Origin of the sequence: Streptococcus pseudopneumoniae, assembly GCF_001076775.1 — a bacterium.
Taxonomy (GTDB): domain Bacteria; phylum Bacillota; class Bacilli; order Lactobacillales; family Streptococcaceae; genus Streptococcus; species Streptococcus pseudopneumoniae_G.
The window spans coordinates 11,930-33,622 of the sequence record NZ_JVGV01000034.1 but is presented as its reverse complement, the minus strand read 5'-3'; the positions used below and the strand labels follow the sequence as shown (position 1 = coordinate 33,622).

Genomic DNA, 21,693 nt, shown 5'->3' with positions numbered 1-21,693 from the left:
CTTAGTTCCCTATTGCAAAGGTAAGAGTACCACTGGCCGCAATCTTGCCATCCACTTCAGCCTTTGCTTCAACTACAGCAATCGTGCCACGACGTTTGACAAAAGTCGCTGTCATAACCAATTGGTCGCCTGGTACAACTTGCTTCTTAAACTTGACCTTATCCATACCAGCGTAAAAGACCAGTTTTCCTTTATTTTCAGGTTTTGACAACTCCAAGACACCAGCTGTTTGCGCCAAGGCTTCCATGATCAGAACACCTGGCATGACAGGGTATTGAGGAAAATGACCGTTGAAGAAGGGCTCATTGATGGTCACATTTTTGATGGCAACAATGGTGTCCTCGCTCACTTCCAACACACGGTCCACTAGGAGCATAGGATAACGGTGAGGAAGGGCTTCTTTGATTCCTTGAATATCGATCATTTGATACGTACCAATCCTTTACCAAACTCAACCATTTCTTCGTTAGAAACAAGAATTTCCGTTACCACACCATCCTTAGGTGCTGGGATTTCATTCATGACTTTCATGGCTTCGATAATTACCAATGTTTGGCCTTTTTTGACACTATCACCAACTGTTACAAAGGCAGGTTTATCTGGACCAGCAGCCAAGTAAGCCACCCCAACAAGTGGGCTCTCTACAACATCTCCCTCAGCAGCCACGCTTGCTTCAGCTGGAGCTGGAACCTCTTCTGCTACAGTTTCTACTGGAGCAGATGTAGGAGCTACTGGACTCGGTGTTGCTAGAACGGATGCTGGTGCAACTTCAGATACAAGTCTAGCTTCATTTTTGCTAAACTGCAATTCATCCGTTCCATTTTTATAAGAAAATTCTCTCAAACTTGACTGGTCAAATTGAGCCATCAAGTCTTTAATATCGTTTAAATTCATACTTATTTATTCTCCCAACGTTTGAAAGCAAGAACTGCATTGTGGCCACCAAAACCAAAAGTATTTGAAATAGCGTATGGAATTTCTTGCTCCAAGCCTTGTCCATAAACGACATTGGCTTCGATATAATCTGATACTTCACTTGTTCCAGCTGTCATTGGTACAAAGTTATGACGCATAGCCTCGATTGTTACGATAGCTTCTACTGCACCTGCAGCACCCAGCAAATGTCCTGTGAATGATTTGGTTGATGATACAGGCACTTCCTTACCAAGAACAGCTACGATGGCACCACTTTCTCCTTTTTCATTAGCAGGAGTTGACGTTCCGTGAGCATTGACATAGGCTACTTGCTCTGGAGAAATCTCAGCTTCCTCCAAGGCTAGTTTGATGGCTTTGATAGCTCCTTGACCTTCTGGATGTGGGGAAGTCATATGATAGGCATCACAAGTGTTTCCGTAACCAACCACTTCAGCAAGGATAGTAGCCCCACGTTTTTCAGCGTGTTCCAGACTTTCAAGAACCAACATCCCTGAACCTTCACCCATGACAAAACCATTACGGTCCTTATCAAATGGAATGGAAGCACGAGTTGGATCCTCTGTAGTAGAGAGAGCTGTCAGGGCTTGGAAACCAGCAATAGCAAAAGGTGTAATAGAAGCTTCTGACCCACCTACCAACATGACATCTTGGAAGCCAAACTTAATTGAACGGAAGGCATCACCAATCGCGTCATTTGATGAAGCGCAGGCAGTATTGATCGATTTACAAACACCGTTTGCTCCAAAACGCATAGCAACATTTCCTGAAGCCATATTTGGCAAGGCTTTTGGAAGGGTCAATGGTTTCAAACGTTTTGGTCCTTTGTCATTTAGGCGAAGCACTTGATCTTCAATTTCCTTGATTCCACCAATACCAGAGGCCACAATAACACCAAAACGATCTTTATCAAGAGCCTCTACATCTAAATTGGCATGATTGACAGCTTCTTGAGCCGCATACAAGGCATATAAAGAATAGTTATCAAAACGATTGGTATCTTTCTTTACAAAGTATTTATCAAAAGGAAAATCTTGGATTTCTGCTGCATTATGAACATCAAAGTCACTATGATCAAATTTCGTAATTTGACCAATTCCGATTTTTCCAGTTGTCAAACTATTCCAAAATTCTTCTGGTGTATTTCCGATTGGAGATGTTACTCCATAACCTGTTACTACTACGCGATTTAGTTTCATCTTTTTTACCTCTAGCTTCTGCTACATACTTAAGCCACCATCAATGGCAACCACTTGACCAGTTAGATAATCTTGGCCTGCTAAAAATACTGTTAAATCTGCAACCTGCTCTGCCTGCCCAAATTCTTTCATAGGAATTTGTGCCAGCATAGCATCTTTTACCTTGTCTGATAGAACAGCTGTCATATCGGACTCAATCATTCCAGGTGCAATAGCATTAACCCTGATATTGCGATTGGCCACTTCACGCGCCACAGACTTGGTAAAACCAATCAAACCAGCCTTAGAAGCTGCATAGTTAGCTTGACCGATATTCCCCATCAAACCAACAACACTAGACATATTAATGATAGCACCTTCTCTAGCTTTTATCATCGGTTTCAAGACTGATTGTGTCATGTTAAAGGCACCAGTCAAGTTAACCTTGAGCACTTTTTCAAAATCTGCTTCTGTCATCTTGAGCATCAGGGTATCTTGGGTAATTCCTGCATTGTTGACCAAAACATCTACTGAACCTAGCTCAGCAATAGCTTGATCAACCATACGCTTAGCGTCTGCAAAATCTGACACGTCTCCTGATATAGGAACCACCTTGACACCATAGTTTGAAAACTCAGCGAGCAATTCTTCTGAAATTGCACCACGACTGTTTAAGACAATATTGGCTCCTGCTTGAGCAAACTTGTGGGCGATGGCAAGACCAATCCCACGACTCGAACCTGTAATAAAGATATTTTTATTTTTTAGTTGCATTCTTTTCTCCTGTTTCCTCTTGTATTTATGGGAGAAGGGATTACTTGTTTTCTAGCAAGGCTTCCAAGCTAGCCTGATCTTCAACATTGGCTAGTTTAGCTGTCTTATCAATCTTTTTGACAAAGCCTGACAAGACTTTCCCCGGTCCAATCTCGATAAAGTTGGTTACGCCTGCTTCTTGCATAACCGCAATGCTTTCATAGAAACGAACTGCTTCCTTGACCTGACGCGTCAAGAGTTGAGCGATGTCATCTTTTTTCATGACAGCAGCTTCTGTATTGCCGACTAGGGGACAAGTAAAATCTGAAAAACTTACCTGAGCTAGAGTTTCAGCTAGTTTCTGGCTAGCAGGCTCAAGGAGAGCGGTATGAAAAGGTCCTGAGACTTTGAGAGGAATCAAGCGTTTGGCACCTGCTTCCTGCAAAAGTTCAACAGCTCGATCAACTGCCACCACTTCTCCGCCAATCACGATTTGTGCAGGTGTATTATAGTTGGCTGGAGTAACCACTCCAAGTTCAGAAGCTTTTTGACAGGCTTCCTTAATGACCTCTACTGGCATGTTGAGAACTGCTACCATCTTGCCAGAGCCAGCAGGAGCTGCTTCTTCCATATAGGCTCCACGCTTAGCAACCAAAGCAACCGCATCTTCAAAATCCAAGGCACCGCTAGCTACCAAGGCAGAGTATTCTCCAAGAGACAAACCAGCAACCATATCAGGCTGATAGCCCTTTTCTTGCAATAAATGGTAGATAGCAACTGAAGTCGCTAAAATAGCTGGTTGCGTATAGCGAGTCTGATTGAGTTTTTCTTCTTCTGTATCAATAAGATGACGCAAATCATAACCGAGCACCTGACTTGCTTGATCAATCGTTTCTTTGACAATAGAGTAGTGATCATAGAGATCCCGTCCCATACCTAGATACTGGGCACCTTGACCAGCAAATAAAAAGGCTGTTTTAGTCATTTCTTACAACTCCTGCCCAACGAGAGGCTTCTTCTTGAATTTTCTTAGCTGCTCCGTAATACAAATCTTTTAGGATTTCTTCAACGGTCTCTTCTTTGGAAACAAGGCCTGCGATTTGACCTGCCATAACAGAACCACCATCCACATCTCCGTGAACAACAGCTTTGGCTAGAGCACCTGCTCCCATTTGTTCAAAAATTTCCAAATCTGGATTGTCTTGTTTAAAGGCATCTTTTTCAGCTTGTTCAAAATCACGAGTCAACTGATTTTTAATCGCACGCACAGCATGTCCAAAGTGTTGAGCTGAAATCGTAGTATCAATATCTCTAGCTTTTAAAATTTTCGCCTTATAATTTGGATGGGCATTAGACTCTTTTGCAACGACAAAGCGAGTTCCAACCTGAATAGCCTCTGCACCTAGCATAAAGCCTGCAGCAGCACCTTCACCATCCGCAATCCCTCCTGCAGCAATAACAGGAATAGATACAGCAGCAGCTACCTGGCGCACCAAGGTCATGGTAGTTAATTTACCGATATGCCCCCCAGCCTCCATTCCTTCTGCAATAACAGCGTCCGCACCGATTTTTTCCATACGTTTAGCTAGGGCAACACTTGGTACAACAGGAATAACCGTAATACCAGCTTCATGGAAACGTTCCATGTATTTGCTTGGATTTCCTGCGCCTGTTGTAACTACCTTAACCCCTTCCTCGATAACGAGGTCTACAATATCTTCCACAAAGGGAGACAAGAGCATGATGTTGACACCAAAGGGTTTATCAGTCAATGATTTGATTTTATCAATATTTGCCTTGACAACTTCTTTAGGGGCATTCCCCCCACCGATAATCCCTAGTCCTCCAGCCTTGGAAACAGCTCCTGCCAAATCACCATCAGCAACCCAGGCCATTCCTCCTTGGAAAATAGGATAATCAATGTTCAATAATTCTGTAATACGTGTTTTCATAGTGCCTCCATCATTTCTTGCTTACGTAATAGTTCGATACCATCATAATTTGACAATCAAACTATTGCCTAAACAAGAGGGAGCGGGTTTCCCTACTCCTTCTATCTATATTCTGTTTATTTTGTTTGCTCTTCAACATAGGCAACCAAGTCACCAACTGTTTTCAAGTCATCTTCTGCTTCGATTTGGATATCAAAAGCATCTTCGATTTCTGAGATTACTTGGAACAAGTCCAATGAATCTGCGTCCAAATCATCAAAAGTTGATTCAAGTGTTACTTCTGATGCGTCTTTTCCAAGTTCTTCAACGATAATTTCTTGTACTTTTTCAAATACTGCCATGATAGGACTCCTTTAAAATAAATAGTTTTTTATAACAATGTGTTCACCACATGATTACCTAAATTGTAAGAATGAGTGTGCCCCATGTCAAGCCTCCACCGAAGCCTGATAGTAAAACAGTCTGGCTACCATCTAAACGGATGAGACCTTGTTCTACACACTCTGAAAGTAAAATCGGGATACTGGCTGCACTGGTATTGCCATATTCCATCATATTGGCTGGAAGTTTATCTCGGTCGACACCAATTTTTTTAGCCATCTTATCCAAAATACGGTCATTAGCCTGATGAAGTAGCAGATAATCCAAGTTTGTCGCCTCTATAGGAGATTCATCAATAGTCTGCTTGATAGACTTGGCTACATCCCGAATAGCAAAATCAAAGATCGCGCGCCCATCCATCTTCAAAAATGAATCCGCATTTTCTTGATCTGAAAACGGAGAATGCAAGCCTGAATGTCCATAAGTTAGACACTCGCTACGACTCCCATCACTATTGAGACTCTCAGCCATAAAATGCTCTTGCTCGCTAGCTTCTAGCAAGACTCCACCAGCACCATCTCCAAACAAAACAGCTGTTGATCGGTCTGACCAATCGACTGCTTTAGAGAGGGTTTCACTACCAATCACCAAGCCTTTTTGAAAGCGACCAGAAGCGATAAACTTTTCAGCAGTTGAAAGAGCAAATACAAATCCACTGCAAGCTGCTGTTAGGTCAAAAGCAAAGGCCTTATTAGCACCAATATTAGCTTGAACACGAGCAGCTGTAGAGGGCATCATCGAATCTGGAGTAATGGTAGCTAGGATGATAAAATCCAACTCCCCTCCTGTGATTCCAGCTTTTGCCATCAGTTTCTTGGCAACTTCTGTAGCCAAATCACTAGTAGATTCTGTTCTTGAAATATGCCTTTGTCGTATTCCCGTCCGACTTGAAATCCACTCATCATTGGTATCCATAATCTGAGCCAAATCATGATTTGTAACCACTTGCTCTGGCACATAATGAGCAACCTGGCTTATTTTTGCAAAAGCCATTATCTCAAATCCTCCAAAAATTGATAAAGATTAGTCAAACCTTTGCTCATAACCTCAATTTCTTGCTTACTCATACCATCAATGATTTTTTCAACCATGGCCTTGTGGAAGCGTTTATGTAGCCTATGAACCAAGCGACCTTTCTTTGTCAAATGCAGATGTACCACACGTCGATCATGTTCTGAACGAATGCGTTCAATGTAACCCTTGCGTTCGAGATTATTCAAACTAGTTGTAACTGTCCCAAGAGTCACCATCAACTCTTTTGACACTTGACTTGGTGTCACATCTGGAACTTTTCCAATCACATCAATCGTATGCATTTCTTTGATGGAGATATCCTTGAAACGACTACCCCTCAAGCTAACTTCCTCAATAACGAGGACATTGTTAAATATAGACGTTAAATATTCATTAATTCGTTGGTAGTCCAATCTTTCCTTCCCTCCTTTTCAAAAAAACTTTTAGAATCAAAACATTTGACAAAAGAATTATATCAAAGTTCAAAGAATGGTGCAAGTATTTTTTTATTTTCCTGTAAATTTAGGTCGTCTTCTTTCCGAATGAGCCCGAACTCCCTCTTTGAAATCCTCTGTTTTCGCTAGTGATTCCTGTAGGTTCAGTTCTAAAGTAGCATAATCTTGCCAATCTTTGAATTGGCTCTCCCAAACCAACTTCTTGATGGCAGCATAGGAATTAGCTGACCCGCGTCTCAATTTTTTAAGAAGCTGTTCTCTCGTCTTTTCAAGTTTATCAGCTTCAGAGACCCGATAAACAAGACCCCACTCCAGAGCTTTTTCTGCGGACAAAGCCTCACCTGTCATGGCTAATTGAGCAGCACGCGTCACACCAATACTTCTACTCAAGAGATGAATTCCTCCTGCATCCGGAGCCAAGCCAACTCCAACAAAGGCTTGGATAAATTTAGCCTTATCCGTTGCCAGACAGAAATCTGCAGCAACAGCCATATTTGCTGCGGCACCTGCAACAGCCCCATCAACCTCCATCAAGACAGGTTTAGCAATTTGCTTGATTTTATAAGAAATAGTATTGACCAATTCTGCGATTTTTGTCAATGATGGAATATCATCCTCATCCACCGCCCGCTTCATCTCTACTAAATCTCCCCCAACTGAAAAGACTTTGCCATTCGCGTTGATTAAGACAAAATGCACAGCCGGATCCTCTTCTGCCAAAGTCAGAGCTTCTAAAATCTCCTCACACATAGGAATATGAAAACCATTCGCGACCTCAGGACGATTCAAGGTAAGGATTGCCAAATCCTCTTCAAGCTGATAAATAATGTGTTCCATTTGAACTCCTTTTTATTTTATAAGCTGGTTAAATTATTTTATTTTCAAAGTATATCTTTTTTAAAATCAGAAAGCAAGAAAAAATCAACTGAAAGTGTCTCAGCCGATTAGAAAGGCTCGCTTTATACTAGAACGCATCTTATTTTCTTCATTGAAAAAAGACTTTCTTTCTGCTATAATCGTATAAAATACTTACTTTAGGAGTTCTTATGAAGGTTGTTAAATTTGGAGGTAGCTCTCTTGCCTCTGCTAGTCAATTAGAAAAAGTTTTAAACATCGTAAAAAGCGATTCAGAGCGTCGTTTTGTAGTCGTTTCTGCGCCTGGTAAACGCAATGCTGAAGATACTAAGGTTACGGATGCCTTGATTAAATACTACCGCGACTATGTTGCTGGTAACGATATTAGCAAGAGCCAAAACTGGATTATTGACCGCTATGCTGCGATGGTTAGTGAACTAGGTCTTAAACCAGCTGTGCTAGAAAAAATTTCCAAAAGCATTCGCGCCTTAGCCACTCTTCCTATTGATGAAAATGAATTTCTCTACGACACTTTTCTAGCAGCCGGTGAAAATAACAATGCTAAATTGATTGCTGCCTATTTTAACCAAAATGGGATTGATGCACGCTATGTGCACCCTCGAGAAGCTGGTATTGTGGTCACAAGTGAACCTGGTCATGCTCGAATCATTCCATCAAGTTATGACAAGATTGAGGAATTGACGAATGCAAATGAAGTCCTAGTCATTCCTGGTTTCTTTGGGGTTACCAAGGAAAATCAAATCTGTACCTTCTCACGTGGAGGCTCTGATATTACAGGTTCTATCATTGCTGCCGGTGTTAAGGCAGACCTCTATGAAAACTTTACAGACGTTGATGGTATCTTTGCAGCCCACCCTGGTATTATCCACCAACCACACTCGATTCCTGAGTTGACCTACCGTGAAATGCGTGAGTTGGCCTATGCAGGATTCTCAGTCCTTCATGATGAAGCTCTTCTACCTGCCTACCGTGGAAAAATTCCTCTAGTTATCAAGAATACCAACAATCCTGACCATCCAGGTACTCGTATTGTTTTAAAACACAGTAGTGATGAATTCCCAGTTGTGGGAATTGCTGGTGATTCTGGCTTTGTCAGCATCAACATGTCTAAATACCTCATGAACCGTGAGGTGGGATTTGGACGCAAGGTTCTGCAAATCCTTGAAGATCTTAACATCGGTTGGGAACATATGCCAACAGGTATCGACGATCTTTCAATCATCCTCCGTTCTCGCGAACTAACTCCTATCAAGGAAGAAGAAATCCTTCGTCAGTTGGTTCAAAAGGCTGAAGTAGACCATGCAGAAATCGAACACGACCTTTCTATCATTATGATTGTTGGTGAAAAGATGAAGAGCCATATCGGAGTAACTGCTACTGCGACACGCGCTCTATCTGAAAACAAGATCAACATCCAGATGATGTCGCAAGGTTCTAGTGAAGTTTCTATTATGTTCGTTGTCAATAAAGACCAAGAGAAAGCAGCAATCAAAGCCCTCTACAATGCCTTTTTCGGTGAAAGTAAGGAAGACTAAGCATGGCCCAATCTCTTAACAAAACAGTGCTTCTCAATACAACAGGTACCTCCTACCTCTCTATAGCTGGGAAAGTTGGGAAATTTCTTGTCGGAGATCAGGCTCTGGAATTTTACCCAGATGTCAATGTCGAACAATTTATCCAGATTCCTTGGAGCCATATCAACCAGATTGGGGCCAATGTCACTGGGCGAAAAATCAGTCGCCACTTCGAAGTCTTTACAGACAGAGGAAAATTCCTCTTTGCTTCAAAAGACTCAGGTGCCATTCTTAAAATTGCTCGCGAAAAACTGGGCAATGACAAGGTCGTCAAACTTCCGACCCTGATTCAGACAATTAGCCAAAAATTTAAAAATCTATTTGCAAAAAAGTAGAAACTTTAGTATAATCATAGCAACGGATAAGTAGGTTATCTTCTTCTTTCAGAAAGTCTGCGGGTGCTGCGAGCAGATAGGAGGGATAGGTGAAATTCTACCGTTAGTAACAATTACATACACAATCAAGTGCACACCTGTGAAGTTGGATGGAACCGTGGCCCTGCCACTCCAACGCTTTGTCAGGTGTGCTTTTTTCATAAAGGAGTTCTTATGTTAGATATCAAACGTATTCGTACAGACTTTGATTCTGTCGCAGGAAAATTGGCTACACGTGGTGTAGATGCTGCTGTCTTAAACGAGATGAAAGAAATCGATGCTAAACGTCGTGATATTTTAGTCAAGGTTGAAACTCTCAAGGCTGAACGTAACACAGTTTCAGCTGAGATTGCCCAAGCTAAGCGCAACAAGGAAAATGCAGATGACAAGATTGCTGCCATGCAGAATCTATCTGCTGAGGTTAAAGCCTTGGATGCTGAATTGGCAGAAATCGATGCTAAATTGACAGAATTTACTACTACTCTTCCAAACATCCCAGCTGACAGCGTTCCTGTTGGAGCTGATGAAGATGACAACGTGGAAGTTCGCCGTTGGGGTACTCCACGCGAGTTCGATTTCGAGCCAAAAGCTCACTGGGATCTGGGTGAAGACCTTGGCATCCTTGACTGGGAACGTGGGGGTAAGGTAACAGGAGCTCGCTTCCTCTTCTATAAAGGTCTCGGCGCTCGTTTGGAACGTGCCATCTACAACTTTATGTTGGATGAACATGGAAAAGAAGGCTATACAGAAGTCATCACACCTTACATGGTTAACCATGATTCTATGTTTGGGACTGGTCAATATCCAAAATTCAAGGAAGATACTTTTGAACTCAGCGATAGCAATTATGTCCTTATCCCTACAGCTGAAGTTCCTCTGACAAACTACTACCGTGATGAAATCCTTGATGGTAAAGACCTGCCAATCTACTTTACTGCTATGAGCCCATCATTCCGTTCCGAGGCTGGTTCTGCTGGTCGTGATACTCGTGGCTTGATTCGTTTGCACCAATTCCACAAGGTTGAAATGGTTAAATTTGCCAAGCCAGAAGAATCTTACGAAGAATTGGAAAAAATGACAGCCAACGCTGAAAATATCCTTCAAAAACTCAACCTTCCATATCGTGTCGTTGCTCTCTCTACAGGAGATATGGGCTTCTCAGCTGCTAAAACTTACGACTTGGAAGTTTGGATTCCAGCACAAAATACCTACCGTGAAATTTCAAGCTGTTCAAACACAGAAGATTTCCAAGCCCGTCGTGCCCAAATCCGTTACCGTGATGAAGCAGATGGCAAGGTGAAATTGCTCCATACCTTGAACGGTTCTGGACTTGCAGTTGGACGTACAGTGGCTGCTATTCTTGAAAACTACCAAAATGCAGATGGTTCTGTGACCATCCCAGAAGTTCTTCGTCCATACATGGGTGACGCTGAAGTTATCAAACCATAAAAATAAGGCCTAGCTATTTCTAGCTAGACCTTTTTTCGTAACCAAATCAAATAAGCACCTAATACAAAGAGCAAAATGATTAGGCAAATAACAGTTTCAGCCACTACCAAATAATCCAAAAATGGAAGTTTCAAGATTCCCTGAGCCATCTTAAGCGAAGTAGCTGTGATAATGGTCGGGAAGGTGAGGGCTGAAAAGGCTGGTTGAAAGCCTTGTTTTAAAATATTGGGCAGGCGAGTCAAAACAAAGAAAAAGAAGGATTGAGAAAGCAAGATCATGACAATCAAGACCCAGGTTTGTAGGCTGGCTCCTCCAACCCGAACCAGAGAAGCCAAGAGTAGAGAGAAAGGAGCACAGTAGATTCCTTCTTGCCCAAGCAAGGCTAGTGGGAGCGGATGTTTCTTTAAATCGCTATAAATAAGGGGATAGAGATAGAAGGTTAGGAGAAAACCAAAACTCAAGGTCGCATAGGCAATTTCGATGATACCTACAAGAGGATAGGTCAAGGCTGCTACTGCTATCCCCACATAGAGAACCGTCCAGCTAGGAGTCGCATGAACCCTCCGCCCCGGATAGGCAAATTTAATGGTGAAACCAGCAATCAAGAACAAATCCAAGAGAAATGAAAACCACCAAAGTCCTTGCGCTACCAAAGGGAAATGAGGGAAGACTCGAAAGACATAAGTCGATAAAATCATCCCAGCCATGGGAAAGGTCGCCATTCCTGACAAAAGAGGAGGCTTGGTCAATTCTTGCTTTGTTTCTTTCCAATTAAAGAGATGAAGAAGCAGAAAAAAGAGCCACAAAACCAAACCTGTCAGACTCAATAGATAGGACAGAACCGGCAACGTATCTAAAATAAGATTTCCAGCTCCTGCCAAACCTAGCAAACAACCAGAAAATACCAAGGGGAGTTTTTTCATCCTAACCTCCAATAATCATGTTAGTTTCAGTATAGCATAAAAGCGCTTAAATGAGGACTTAAAAAAACGAAGTCCGATTATTTCAGACTTCATTTTACTCAGATATGAATTAAGCATAAGGTTGCAATTCTGGATTAATTGGTGTATTGGCTAGATTGTTAGCATAGTTACAGAGGCTTGCTAGACTGACACCCAGAACTACATCCAAGGCATTTTGTTGGGTGTAGCCAGCTTCTAAAAACTCAGTCAAGGCTTCATCTCCTACACGACCCTTGGTATTGATAACTGCCAAGGTAAACTTAGCTAGGGTGTCCAATTTAGGATCTGTTTCAATTGGAGTACGATTGCGAAGGGCTTGAAGCAGATCATCATTCATCTGGATTTGTTTGATTGAAAAGGCGGTATGACCTGCGACACAGAAGGCACAACCATTGGTCACAGCTGCCGTGATTTGCACCACTTCGCGCTCAACAGGTGTCAGGCTGTTGCGACGGTTGATAGCTCCGACAGTTCTGTAGGCTTCTAAAGCAGTCGGTGCATTAGCCAAGAGACCAATTAGGTTAGGAATATAGCCATTGTTATCTTTTTCTACTGTTTCAAGAACTTCTTTCACTTCTGCTGGAGCTGATTCGACTGTATGAATAGTAAATGTTGTCATCATAAAACCTCTTTTCATTTTGTTGAAACCTAGTCTATCACAGATTCTATACCATGTATAATATATATTTTAAATTACACTGATAGAAATTTTTTATGAAAGCAAAAAAATCACACGAGCTGTGTGATTTCATTATTTGTCAAAATACTTTTTAGTTTCAGCAATAACGACCGGCGACAAGACTAAGAGGGCAATCAAGTTTGGTAGAGCCATCAAGGCGTTAACGATATCTGCGATAATCCAAACCATATCCAACTCGATAAATCCTCCCAACAAGACCATGAGTACAAAGACCACACGGTAGAGCCAGATAAAGCGAACCCCAAAGAGAAACTCAAAACAACGTTCCCCGTAATAGTTCCAACCTAGAATTGTCGTGAAGGCAAAGAGTACAAGGAAGATTGTTAAGAGGGCAGGTCCAAAGTGTGAAAAGACTGTTGAGAAGGCTGACTGAGTCAAAGCAACTCCATTCAAATCACCACTCCAAACACCAGTCACCAAGATGGTCAAACCAGTCAGAGTACAGATAATGAGGGTGTCAATAAAGGTTCCTGTCATGGAAATCAAGCCTTGCTCTACCGGTTCATTTGTCTTGGCCGCAGCAGCTGCAATGGGAGCCGAACCCAGACCAGATTCGTTCGAGAACACACCACGCGCTACACCATTTTGAATAGCCATTCGAATGCTAGCACCGGCAAATCCACCTACCGCAGCAACAGGACTAAATGCTGATGTCAAGATTAAAGCGATTGTGGCAGGGATTTTCCCAATATTAAAGAAAATAACTGTAAGAGTTCCTAAAATATAGATGATAGCCATAAAAGGAACAACAGTAGTTGACACCTTAGAGATGGACTTGAGTCCACCAAAGACAGCAATCGCTACAAATACAGACAACACAAGAGCTGTGATGGCTGGTGAAATAGCCGTTGTATTTTGGATAGATTCTGTAATCGAGTTGACCTGGGTGAAGGTTCCGATCCCCAATAAAGCTACTAGCACACCTGCCAGGGCAAAAAAGATAGCAAGTGGTCGCCACTTTTCTCCCATCCCTAGAAGAATATAGTGCATGGGACCTCCCGCTACTGCACCATGGTCGTCCTTAGTGCGGTATTTGATAGCTAGTAATCCTTCCGCATACTTGGTAGCCATCCCAAAGAAAGCAGCCATCCACATCCAAAAGAGAGCTCCTGGTCCACCAACCTTGATAGCCGTCGCCACCCCGATAATATTTCCCGTACCAACTGTCGCTGCGAGTGCTGTACACAAGGCCGCAAAACTGGATACATCTCCATGCCCCTTATCCTTGGTAAAAATAAGCTGGAAGGCCTTGGGCAAACGCAAAACCTGCAAGAGTCCTAGACGGGCAGTTAGGTAAATCCCTGTTCCGACCAATAAAATTAAGAGGGGTGGGCCCCAAACAAAAGCATCGATTGATTTAAGCAATTCTAACATTTCCTTCTCCTATCTTTTCAACCCCAAAAGAAAGAGCACATGCAAGATACATGTACTCTGGAATGCTTAGATAAATGCTAAAAAGCGGTCTATCCTAGCTCTGTCCTTTTACCTGAGAGTTTGAGCAGTTGCCTGCCTTGCCCCTTCGGTGCCTTTACGGTCTCTCCAGAGTTCCGTCCATTTACAGTCATGGAAAATCAAACGATTCCCCACTTCTATTAAACTTCATTCGGTGTTGGTATTTAATTGATTCTTATTTTACAAAAAATGTTGGCTTTTGTCAATGTGTTTATTAGTAAAACTTAATTCAACAATTTTTACTGTATAAAGTCCGAAATATTTCTTATCCTTTAAAGGTCACAATAGTTGCGCCACTGCCTCCAGCATTTTGTGGGGCATAGCCGAAACTCTTGACATGTTTATTTCTTTGTAGGTATTTGGTAACACCTTCACGGATGACACCTGTTCCGATACCATGGATGATATCAACCTGAGCCATATTATTAAGCAAGGCTTGGTCGATAAAAGCATCTAGCTCATTCATGGCCTCTTCATAGCGTTTGCCTCGAAGGTCCAGTCTGGCTTGTGGACCACGACTAGAAGTTCGTTTCACAACATTGACCTGTTTCTTCTTGACTTGCTTTTCTTGCTGGGCTTGAACAAGGTCAAACTCTTTCTCTTCCAAGGTCATCTTGATCAAGCCGACTTGGGCTTCCCAGCGGCCGTCCTTGAGTTGATTGGTCAAGGTACCACGCTGTCCATAACTGAGAACCACGATATCATCTCCCACCTTTGGAGCTCGTTTTTTCTTGGCCTTTTGAAGGACCTTGTTTTTAGACAAGTCCACTTTTTCAGGAGCCAATTTTTTCAACTTGGCCTTGGCTTCAATAATTTCGTGGGGCTTGAGTTGAGATTTACTATGAAGATTCTTAAGAATCTGGTCACTTTCGCTTAGGGCCATGTCCACAATCTCAGCAGCCTGTTCACGCGCCTTATTAAGCTCGGTTTCCTTTTCACGATTGAGCTCGTTGTAAAGTTTTTTTAGAGCACGGTTCATCTTGAGATTTTCTTGCTCCACCTCACGGATATTGTCCAAGCGTTTACGACTTTCAAGCGTCTGCTCTTCCAGTTGCTCAATAATCCGGTTGACATCATTGTCCTGATCGACCTGCTGGCTAGCATCTCCTACGATAACTTCAGATAGTCCTAAACGTTTGGCAATTTCAAAGGCATTGCTTCGACCAGGAACACCCTGCATAAAGCGATAGGTCGGGCGAAGAGTTGCTGTATCAAACTCCATGCTGGCATTTTGCACAAAGGTTATCTCAATACCATAGGCCTTGAGTTCTGGATAATGAGTCGTAGCCATGGTCTTGACTTGACGCAGGCGAAGGTCTTCCAGAATAGCCATGGCAAGGGCAGCTCCCTCTTGGGGATCTGTACCAGCCCCCAACTCATCCAAGAGCAAGAGCGAATGTTGATTGACCTTGCCAAGAATATCCACAATATTGGTCATATGGCTAGAAAAGGTAGACAAGCTCTGTTCAATAGATTGCTCATCTCCAATATCGGCAAAGATTTCTTCAAAAATACCAACACGACTTCCCTTGTCTGCTAAAATCGGCAAACCAGACTGAGCCATAACCTGCGTCAATCCCAGAGTTTTAAGCATGATGGTCTTCCCACCTGTATTGGGACCTGTAATGACAATCGCTGTTAAATCTTGACCAAAATGGACATCATTTGCAACGGCATTTTTGACCAGAGGATGGCATACATGGAGCAGTTGAATTTCCTGATTTTCTGACAGCTGAGGAACGACTGCTTGCCTTTCTTGAATAAAGCGAACCTTGGCACGAATCAAGTCCAGATGGCCGATAATCCAAGCATCATTGGCAATTTCAGCCGCATGAGGGCGGACACGTTCAGAAATTTCTTGGAGAATGCGAAGCATTTCATAGCGCTCATCTGCTCGTAAACTGGCAATTTCTTCGCTCAGTTTGACCACCTCACGGGGTTCGATATAGACGGTGTTTCCGCTGGCAGAAATATCATGAACGACACCTGCAATCTTATTGCGGTAGGTGTTTTTAACTGGTAAAACCTGACGGCCATTTCTGCTGGCAACAATCCCTTCCGTCAACATCTGCGCTTTTTGCTTGAGCAGATCCTGTAAAACATCGCGTACCTGACTCTCACTATCATGGATTTTTCTGCGGATGCACGCCAATTCTTCACTGGCAAAATTTTCAATGAAACCTGCATCATTAAAGGCTTGGAGATTTCCTTGTAATTGCGGAAAATCATGTAATTTCTCAAACCAAAGGGCTAATTCTTCCAAGTTGACATTTTCCAGATTAGCATAAAAACTTTGCAGCTCTCGGCTAGACAGAAGCACGCGCTTCAAGAGTAGGAACTCCTCAATATTGAGGTCTGCTCCCATCTCCAACCGCTTGCAGACTCCTGCAATTTCCTTGGTTGCAAGAATGGTAAAATGCGGTTGCTCAACAAAAAGAGCCTGCATTTCCTTCATCTCAGCAAAAGCCTGTTTGATTTTATCTGCTTTGGCAGTCGGAGCCAGCTGTCTCAATTGCTCCAAGCCCTGCTCGGTCAACAAATGAGGTTCAAACAAGGCCTTGACCTTATTGAACTCTAATGTTTCTAATATTTTCTTGTTCATCTTTATTTCCTTGTCTTTGAATGTCTAGGTGTGGTAGCTTTTTACATTCTGATAGATTCGAGTCAATCTGTAAACAAAGGGCTAGGAAAATTCCTGCCCTTTTTATCCGATTAAATTTGTCACCCAGATTTGTTTGAGCCAACTAGTGGTTACTGGTATGCTCTGGATGATGTGTTTTGCGACGATACTCTTTTCAAGAGGATTTTGTATAGCTGCCATGGGAATGGTCGCCAAGATTGTCAAAGCCATCTGCAAGACAAATAAGGTCACCAACATGGATAAGATACCTGCTGAAACTTGGAACAACTTGCCACCCAATTTTTTACTAGGAATCAAGTGTAAGAGGAGACCAAGCAAACGACCGATGCTATAGACTATCCCAAATACAAGCAAGTAGCCGATTCCTGCGTAAAAGACCTTATCCAACTGAAAGAGTTGATCCGATGGGAAAAAGAAAGTTCCCTGACCTTCCTGCGGATTTGCATAAGGGACCAGCAAATGAAATTGCTCTCCTAGCCCCTTATAAAACTGGCCAGCCACAAAAGCTGATGCCATGGCTGAAATCAGGTAATAAACCTGTAAGAGCAGGCCTCTCCGATAGCCGATATAAAATCCCCAAGCCAAGACCAATATAAGAAAGAGTGAAATCATAAGGAATCCTCAATCTTGCTCTGTTCTTGCTTGCAAGTCACAAGCTTGTGACGGAGTTCTTCTAATTCTTGCTCCTTATCGTCAAATTCAATCTCACGGCTGAGTTGAGTTGACAAACAGTTGACTGCCAACAAAAGAGCAATCGTTTCATCATCTGCACTAGGCATTTGTTCTTTAATTGCTTGGTATTTTTCTGTCGCAACCTTGGCGATTTCCTCCATAAAAAGGTTATCATGCTCGGTTGTCAAGGTTAATGATTTTTTCCCGAATGTAAATTTGAATCGATTTAGATTTGCCATAAAATTCACCTCACGATATTATACCAAAATTCGCTAATTTTGTCAGTTTTTACAAATTTATCTGCTTTTATGGTACAATAGAAACTATGGCAAGTATAACACTCACACCAAGCGAAAAGGAGATTCAGGCTTTTCTTGAACACTATCAAACCAGTCTGGCTCCCAGTAAAAACCCCTATATTCGCTATTTTTTGAAACTGCCTCAAGCAACCGTTTCTATCTATACTTCTGGAAAGGTCTTGCTTCAGGGTGAAGGAGCTGAGAAATACGCTCGTTTCTTTGGCTATCAAGTTGTAGGGCAAACCAGCGGACAAAATCTCCCTTTGATTGGGACGGATGAGGTTGGAAATGGTTCCTACTTTGGTGGACTTGCAGTTGTGGCTTCCTTTGTCACACCTGACCAGCATGACTTCTTGCGAAAACTAGGTGTGGGGGATTCCAAGACACTGACCGACCAAAAGATCCGTCAGATTGCCCCTATCCTCAAAGAAAAAATCCAGCACCAGGCACTGCTTCTCTCACCAAGCAAGTACAACGAGGTCATCGGAGACCGCTACAACGCTGTTTCGGTTAAGGTAGCCCTCCATAACCAGGCTATCTATCTCCTTCTTCAAAAAGGCATTCAGCCTGAGAAAATTGTGATTGATGCCTTTACCAGTGCTAAAAATTATGACAAGTACTTGGCACAAGAGGCCAATCGTTTCAGCAATCCGATCAGCTTAGAAGAAAAGGCTGAGGGTAAATACTTGGCTGTCGCAGTTTCTTCTATCATTGCGCGTGATCTCTTTCTAGAAAATCTTGAAAATCTGGGACGAGAGCTGGGCTATCAACTTCCAAGTGGAGCTGGAACGGCTTCTGATAAGGTTGCTAGCCAGATTTTGCAGGCCTATGGAATGCAGGGACTCAATTTCTGCGCCAAACTGCACTTTAAAAATACTGAAAAAGCGAAAAAACGCTTAGAAAGGTAAGTTATGAATTCATTTAAAAATTTCTTAAAAGAGTGGGGATTGTTCCTCCTAATTCTGTCATTACTAGCTTTAAGTCGTATCTTTTTTTGGAGCAATGTTCGCGTAGAAGGGCATTCCATGGATCCTACCCTAGCGGATGGCGAAATCCTCTTTGTCGTCAAACACCTCCCTATTGACCGTTTTGATATCGTGGTTGCCCATGAGGAAGATGGTAATAAGGACATTGTCAAACGTGTCATCGGAATGCCTGGTGATACCATTCGTTACGAAAATGATAAACTTTACATCAATGACAAAGAGACAGATGAACCTTACCTAGCTGACTATATCAAACGCTTCAAGGATGACAAACTCCAAAGCACCTACTCAGGCAAGGGATTTGAAGGAAATAAAGGAACTTTCTTTAGAAGTATCGCTGAAAAAGCTCAAGCCTTCACAGTTGATGTCAACTACAACACCAACTTTAGCTTTACTGTTCCAGAAGGAGAATACCTTCTCCTTGGAGACGACCGCTTGGTTTCGAGCGACAGTCGCCACGTAGGTACCTTCAAGGCAAAAGATATCACAGGGGAAGCTAAATTCCGCTTCTGGCCAATCACCCGTATCGGAACATTTTAAGAGACCTAAGAGGCCGAGAATCAAGAATCTCAGCCTCTTCTTCTATCGTGAGAAGTAATCATTTATTGATTATAATACCCCTAACTCTCACCTATTTATGCAAAGGAATCTTATGGAAGTTTATTTTTCAGGAACCATTGAACGGATTATTTTTGAAAATCCCAGCAATTTTTATCGTATCCTCCTCCTAGAAATCGACGATACGGACGCAGAGGATTTTGATGATTTTGAAATCATTGTAACAGGAACCATGGCTGACGTAATTGAAGGCGAAGACTATACTTTTTGGGGGCAAATTGTCCAGCACTCCAAGTATGGGGAACAACTGCAAATCAGCCGTTATGAACGTGCAAAACCAACTAGCAAGGGATTGGTTAAGTACTTTTCAAGTAGCCATTTCAAGGGAATTGGTCTCAAGACAGCTCAGAAAATCGTGGACACCTATGGTGACAATACCATTGACGAAATTCTGCAACACCCAGAAAAGCTAGAAGGCATCTCAGGACTCTCTGCCAAAAATCGCGAGGCTTTCGTATCCACTCTTCGTCTCAACTACGGAACAGAGATGGTTTTAGCCAAACTAGCCAACTACGGCATTCCCAATAAATTAGCCTTTCAGATTCAAGACTTTTACAAGGAAGAAACCCTTGATGTGGTTGAAAATTATCCCTACCAGTTAGTCGAGGATATCAAGGGCTTGGGCTTTACCATTGCTGACCAATTAGCGGAAGAACTAGGTATCGAAAGTCAGGCTCCTGAACGCTTCCGCGCCGGTCTAGTTCACAGTCTTTTTCAGGCCTGTATGGAAACAGGGGATACCTATGTTGAAGCACGAGATTTGCTAGAACAAACCCTTAATCTCCTTGAGTCTTCCCGTCCCGTGGAACTAGATCCCAGCCAAGTAGCCCAAGAACTCTCCTACCTGATCGAAGAAGACAAGGTTCAGCAGATTGATACCAAAATCTTTGATAATAGCCTCTTTTTCGCCGAAGAAGGCATTCGCAGTCACTTGGTTCGTATCCTTGAAAAAGGAAAGAAACAAAGTCAAGATTTGAAAACCGTTCAAAAGCATATCGCTAGTGTTGAGGAAGAACTGGGTATTAAGTATGATAGCATCCAAAAACAGGCTATTTGCGACGCTATCCAGAACAAGATCTTTATTCTAACAGGTGGGCCTGGTACAGGTAAGACAACTGTTATCAATGGAATTATCGCTGTTTATGCACTTTTAGAAGGACTTGATCTCAGGAAAAAAAGCAACCTGCCGATTCTTCTCGCTGCACCAACTGGTCGAGCGGCTCGGCGCATGAATGAATTGACAGGTTTGCCTAGCGCTACTATACACCGCCATTTGGGAATGACGGGTGACGATGATATCAGTCATCTGGAAGATTATCTGGATGCCGACTTTATCATCGTGGATGAATTTTCTATGGTGGATACTTGGCTGGCCAACCAACTCTTCTCCAACATCTCTTCTAACAGTAAAATCCTCATCGTGGGCGACAGCGACCAACTACCGTCTGTTAGTCCCGGACAAGTTCTAGCGGATCTCCTTCATATTCCTTTGATCCCTCAGACTCGCTTGGAAAAAATTTATCGGCAAAGCGAAGAATCAACCATCGTCACCCTAGCTAGTCAAATTCGACAGGGCATCTTGCCAGCTGATTTTACCCAGAAAAAAGCAGACCGTTCCTACTTTGAAATTGCTAGCGGTCATATTCCTGCCACCATTGAGAAAATCTTAGGCGCTGCCCTCAGAAGTGGCATCCCTGCCCGTGATATCCAAGTTCTGGCTCCCATGTACCGAGGGGCAGCAGGGATTGATGCCATCAACCAGCTCATGCAAGACCTTCTGAACCCACCACAAAAAGATCAACTCAGTTTTGAGGCTCCCCAGTGTCACTATCGCAAGGGCGACAAGGTCATTCACTTGGTCAACGATGCTGAAATCAATGTCTTTAATGGAGATTTAGGAGCTATCACAAACCTGATTCCTGGTAAATACACCGAGTCGAAACAAGATGAGATTGTCATTGATTTTGATGGCAACGAGGTCTCTTACCCACGTAACGAATGGTACAAGATTCGCTTGGCCTATGCCATGAGTATCCATAAATCCCAGGGAAGTGAGTTTCCTGTTGTCATCTTACCTATCACCAGTGCTAGCCGACGTATGCTGGAGCGCAATCTCATCTATACAGCTATTACACGCGCCAAAAGCAAGCTTATCTTACTAGGCGAATTACAGGCCTTCGACTATGCCACCCAACACATCGGAACTGCCCGAAAAACCTATCTGATTGAACGCTTCAGTGATTTATTGGAGAATGTTGAAGAAAAGCAACCAGCTGTCTCTGAAACAGCCACATCAAGCGCCTCTGAACCATCCTACATCCTAACCGAAGAAAACTGGGACAGCATCCCCGCCATGATTGGGATTACAGACGCAGATCTCAAAGAGATTTTTGGAAAATAGTACACAAGAAAACCCACCAATTC

22 protein-coding genes and 1 riboswitch are annotated in these 21,693 nt (G+C 42.7%); of the genes, 6 read left to right on the top strand and 16 right to left on the bottom strand.

From position 1 onward, the window contains the following. Nucleotide 1: 1 nt before the first annotated feature. From fabZ to ADJ60_RS09815, 10 genes are all read right to left on the bottom strand, one after another. Nucleotides 2-424 carry a 3-hydroxyacyl-ACP dehydratase FabZ gene (gene fabZ, locus ADJ60_RS09860; protein ID WP_049544791.1) on the bottom strand — a complete coding sequence of 141 codons (423 nt, stop codon included), beginning with the start codon at nucleotides 422-424 and terminating at the stop codon, nucleotides 2-4. Further along, a complete protein-coding gene (gene accB / locus ADJ60_RS09855; protein ID WP_049544790.1) occupies nucleotides 421-894 on the bottom strand; it encodes an acetyl-CoA carboxylase biotin carboxyl carrier protein in 474 nt (157 codons plus the stop codon). The genes fabZ and accB overlap by 4 nt, the downstream gene beginning before the upstream one ends. A gap of 2 nt (nucleotides 895-896) precedes the next feature. Next, nucleotides 897-2,132 (bottom strand): beta-ketoacyl-ACP synthase II, encoded by a 1,236-nt coding sequence (fabF, locus tag ADJ60_RS09850; protein ID WP_049544789.1) that lies wholly within the window; start codon nucleotides 2,130-2,132, stop codon nucleotides 897-899. Nucleotides 2,133-2,153: 21 nt separating this feature from the next. After that, nucleotides 2,154-2,885, bottom strand: a complete 732-nt coding sequence (gene fabG / locus ADJ60_RS09845) for a 3-oxoacyl-[acyl-carrier-protein] reductase (protein WP_049544788.1) — start codon at nucleotides 2,883-2,885, stop codon at nucleotides 2,154-2,156. Nucleotides 2,886-2,925: 40 nt separating this feature from the next. Continuing rightward, nucleotides 2,926-3,849, bottom strand: a complete 924-nt coding sequence (fabD, locus tag ADJ60_RS09840) for an ACP S-malonyltransferase (protein WP_049544787.1) — start codon at nucleotides 3,847-3,849, stop codon at nucleotides 2,926-2,928. Then, nucleotides 3,842-4,816: an enoyl-[acyl-carrier-protein] reductase FabK gene (fabK, locus tag ADJ60_RS09835; protein ID WP_049544786.1), complete on the bottom strand. Its 975-nt coding sequence runs from the start codon at nucleotides 4,814-4,816 to the stop codon at nucleotides 3,842-3,844. Before fabK ends, fabD begins: the two co-directional genes overlap by 8 nt. A gap of 116 nt (nucleotides 4,817-4,932) precedes the next feature. After that, nucleotides 4,933-5,157: an acyl carrier protein gene (locus ADJ60_RS09830; RefSeq protein ID WP_000257838.1), complete on the bottom strand. Its 225-nt coding sequence runs from the start codon at nucleotides 5,155-5,157 to the stop codon at nucleotides 4,933-4,935. A gap of 58 nt (nucleotides 5,158-5,215) precedes the next feature. After that, the gene (locus ADJ60_RS09825; protein ID WP_049544785.1) at nucleotides 5,216-6,190 is read right to left on the bottom strand and encodes a beta-ketoacyl-ACP synthase III; all 975 of its coding nucleotides are present in this window, start codon (nucleotides 6,188-6,190) and stop codon (nucleotides 5,216-5,218) included. Next, on the bottom strand, nucleotides 6,190-6,624 hold the full coding sequence (locus tag ADJ60_RS09820; protein ID WP_000386355.1) for a MarR family winged helix-turn-helix transcriptional regulator: 435 nt from the start codon (nucleotides 6,622-6,624) through the stop codon (nucleotides 6,190-6,192). Before ADJ60_RS09820 ends, ADJ60_RS09825 begins: the two co-directional genes overlap by 1 nt. Before the next feature lie 93 nt (nucleotides 6,625-6,717). After that, complete coding sequence (locus tag ADJ60_RS09815) at nucleotides 6,718-7,503, bottom strand: enoyl-CoA hydratase (protein ID WP_049544784.1); 786 nt, start codon at nucleotides 7,501-7,503, stop codon at nucleotides 6,718-6,720. A gap of 209 nt (nucleotides 7,504-7,712) precedes the next feature. Between ADJ60_RS09815 and ADJ60_RS09810 the strand changes: the two genes are divergently transcribed. From ADJ60_RS09810 to serS, 3 genes are all read left to right on the top strand, one after another. Next, on the top strand, nucleotides 7,713-9,077 hold the full coding sequence (locus ADJ60_RS09810) for an aspartate kinase (RefSeq protein ID WP_045612220.1): 1,365 nt from the start codon (nucleotides 7,713-7,715) through the stop codon (nucleotides 9,075-9,077). Between the two features lie 2 nt (nucleotides 9,078-9,079). Beyond that, the gene (locus ADJ60_RS09805; RefSeq protein ID WP_000079350.1) at nucleotides 9,080-9,451 is read left to right on the top strand and encodes a DUF956 family protein; all 372 of its coding nucleotides are present in this window, start codon (nucleotides 9,080-9,082) and stop codon (nucleotides 9,449-9,451) included. A gap of 213 nt (nucleotides 9,452-9,664) precedes the next feature. Next, a complete protein-coding gene (gene serS / locus ADJ60_RS09800) occupies nucleotides 9,665-10,939 on the top strand; it encodes a serine--tRNA ligase (RefSeq protein ID WP_049544783.1) in 1,275 nt (424 codons plus the stop codon). Nucleotides 10,940-10,962: 23 nt separating this feature from the next. Here the strand turns inward: serS and ADJ60_RS09795 are convergent, their stop codons facing one another. The 6 genes from ADJ60_RS09795 to zapA form a co-directional block, all read right to left on the bottom strand. Next, nucleotides 10,963-11,862: a TDT family transporter gene (locus ADJ60_RS09795; RefSeq protein ID WP_049544782.1), complete on the bottom strand. Its 900-nt coding sequence runs from the start codon at nucleotides 11,860-11,862 to the stop codon at nucleotides 10,963-10,965. Nucleotides 11,863-11,971: 109 nt separating this feature from the next. Beyond that, nucleotides 11,972-12,520 carry a carboxymuconolactone decarboxylase family protein gene (locus ADJ60_RS09790; RefSeq protein WP_049544835.1) on the bottom strand — a complete coding sequence of 183 codons (549 nt, stop codon included), beginning with the start codon at nucleotides 12,518-12,520 and terminating at the stop codon, nucleotides 11,972-11,974. Between the two features lie 132 nt (nucleotides 12,521-12,652). Continuing rightward, nucleotides 12,653-13,975, bottom strand: a complete 1,323-nt coding sequence (locus ADJ60_RS09785) for an alanine/glycine:cation symporter family protein (protein WP_049544781.1) — start codon at nucleotides 13,973-13,975, stop codon at nucleotides 12,653-12,655. A gap of 90 nt (nucleotides 13,976-14,065) precedes the next feature. Further along, a riboswitch (glycine riboswitch) is annotated at nucleotides 14,066-14,154 on the bottom strand. Nucleotides 14,155-14,318: 164 nt separating this feature from the next. Beyond that, entirely contained in the window at nucleotides 14,319-16,655 is a 2,337-nt protein-coding gene (locus ADJ60_RS09780) for an endonuclease MutS2 (RefSeq protein ID WP_049544780.1), read from the bottom strand. A gap of 102 nt (nucleotides 16,656-16,757) precedes the next feature. After that, nucleotides 16,758-17,306, bottom strand: a complete 549-nt coding sequence (locus tag ADJ60_RS09775; RefSeq protein ID WP_049544779.1) for a CvpA family protein — start codon at nucleotides 17,304-17,306, stop codon at nucleotides 16,758-16,760. Continuing rightward, nucleotides 17,303-17,605, bottom strand: a complete 303-nt coding sequence (gene zapA, locus ADJ60_RS09770; RefSeq protein WP_000002022.1) for a cell division protein ZapA — start codon at nucleotides 17,603-17,605, stop codon at nucleotides 17,303-17,305. Before zapA ends, ADJ60_RS09775 begins: the two co-directional genes overlap by 4 nt. An 86-nt stretch (nucleotides 17,606-17,691) precedes the next feature. Between zapA and rnhC the strand changes: the two genes are divergently transcribed. From rnhC to ADJ60_RS09755, 3 genes are all read left to right on the top strand, one after another. Further along, nucleotides 17,692-18,573 carry a ribonuclease HIII gene (rnhC, locus tag ADJ60_RS09765; protein WP_000146881.1) on the top strand — a complete coding sequence of 294 codons (882 nt, stop codon included), beginning with the start codon at nucleotides 17,692-17,694 and terminating at the stop codon, nucleotides 18,571-18,573. 3 nt (nucleotides 18,574-18,576) lie between these two features. Further along, nucleotides 18,577-19,191: a signal peptidase I gene (gene lepB / locus ADJ60_RS09760; protein ID WP_004245100.1), complete on the top strand. Its 615-nt coding sequence runs from the start codon at nucleotides 18,577-18,579 to the stop codon at nucleotides 19,189-19,191. 112 nt (nucleotides 19,192-19,303) lie between these two features. After that, complete coding sequence (locus ADJ60_RS09755) at nucleotides 19,304-21,670, top strand: ATP-dependent RecD-like DNA helicase (RefSeq protein WP_049544778.1); 2,367 nt, start codon at nucleotides 19,304-19,306, stop codon at nucleotides 21,668-21,670. The last annotated feature ends 23 nt before the right edge of the window (nucleotides 21,671-21,693 follow it).

Bases quoted from the DNA above. Each gene is read 5' to 3' on its own strand.
- fabZ (WP_049544791.1), bottom strand. From the start codon at position 424: ATGATCGATATTCAAGGAATCAAAGAAGCCCTTCCTCACCGTTATCCT.
- accB (WP_049544790.1), bottom strand. From the start codon at position 894: ATGAATTTAAACGATATTAAAGACTTGATGGCTCAATTTGACCAGTCA.
- fabF (WP_049544789.1), bottom strand. From the start codon at position 2,132: ATGAAACTAAATCGCGTAGTAGTAACAGGTTATGGAGTAACATCTCCA.
- fabG (WP_049544788.1), bottom strand. From the start codon at position 2,885: ATGCAACTAAAAAATAAAAATATCTTTATTACAGGTTCGAGTCGTGGG.
- fabD (WP_049544787.1), bottom strand. From the start codon at position 3,849: ATGACTAAAACAGCCTTTTTATTTGCTGGTCAAGGTGCCCAGTATCTA.
- fabK (WP_049544786.1), bottom strand. From the start codon at position 4,816: ATGAAAACACGTATTACAGAATTATTGAACATTGATTATCCTATTTTC.
- ADJ60_RS09830 (WP_000257838.1), bottom strand. From the start codon at position 5,157: ATGGCAGTATTTGAAAAAGTACAAGAAATTATCGTTGAAGAACTTGGA.
- ADJ60_RS09825 (WP_049544785.1), bottom strand. From the start codon at position 6,190: ATGGCTTTTGCAAAAATAAGCCAGGTTGCTCATTATGTGCCAGAGCAA.
- ADJ60_RS09815 (WP_049544784.1), bottom strand. From the start codon at position 7,503: ATGGAACACATTATTTATCAGCTTGAAGAGGATTTGGCAATCCTTACC.
- ADJ60_RS09810 (WP_045612220.1), top strand. From the start codon at position 7,713: ATGAAGGTTGTTAAATTTGGAGGTAGCTCTCTTGCCTCTGCTAGTCAA.
- ADJ60_RS09805 (WP_000079350.1), top strand. From the start codon at position 9,080: ATGGCCCAATCTCTTAACAAAACAGTGCTTCTCAATACAACAGGTACC.
- serS (WP_049544783.1), top strand. From the start codon at position 9,665: ATGTTAGATATCAAACGTATTCGTACAGACTTTGATTCTGTCGCAGGA.
- ADJ60_RS09795 (WP_049544782.1), bottom strand. From the start codon at position 11,862: ATGAAAAAACTCCCCTTGGTATTTTCTGGTTGTTTGCTAGGTTTGGCA.
- ADJ60_RS09790 (WP_049544835.1), bottom strand. From the start codon at position 12,520: ATGACAACATTTACTATTCATACAGTCGAATCAGCTCCAGCAGAAGTG.
- ADJ60_RS09785 (WP_049544781.1), bottom strand. From the start codon at position 13,975: ATGTTAGAATTGCTTAAATCAATCGATGCTTTTGTTTGGGGCCCACCC.
- ADJ60_RS09780 (WP_049544780.1), bottom strand. From the start codon at position 16,655: ATGAACAAGAAAATATTAGAAACATTAGAGTTCAATAAGGTCAAGGCC.
- ADJ60_RS09775 (WP_049544779.1), bottom strand. From the start codon at position 17,306: ATGATTTCACTCTTTCTTATATTGGTCTTGGCTTGGGGATTTTATATC.
- zapA (WP_000002022.1), bottom strand. From the start codon at position 17,605: ATGGCAAATCTAAATCGATTCAAATTTACATTCGGGAAAAAATCATTA.
- rnhC (WP_000146881.1), top strand. From the start codon at position 17,692: ATGGCAAGTATAACACTCACACCAAGCGAAAAGGAGATTCAGGCTTTT.
- lepB (WP_004245100.1), top strand. From the start codon at position 18,577: ATGAATTCATTTAAAAATTTCTTAAAAGAGTGGGGATTGTTCCTCCTA.
- ADJ60_RS09755 (WP_049544778.1), top strand. From the start codon at position 19,304: ATGGAAGTTTATTTTTCAGGAACCATTGAACGGATTATTTTTGAAAAT.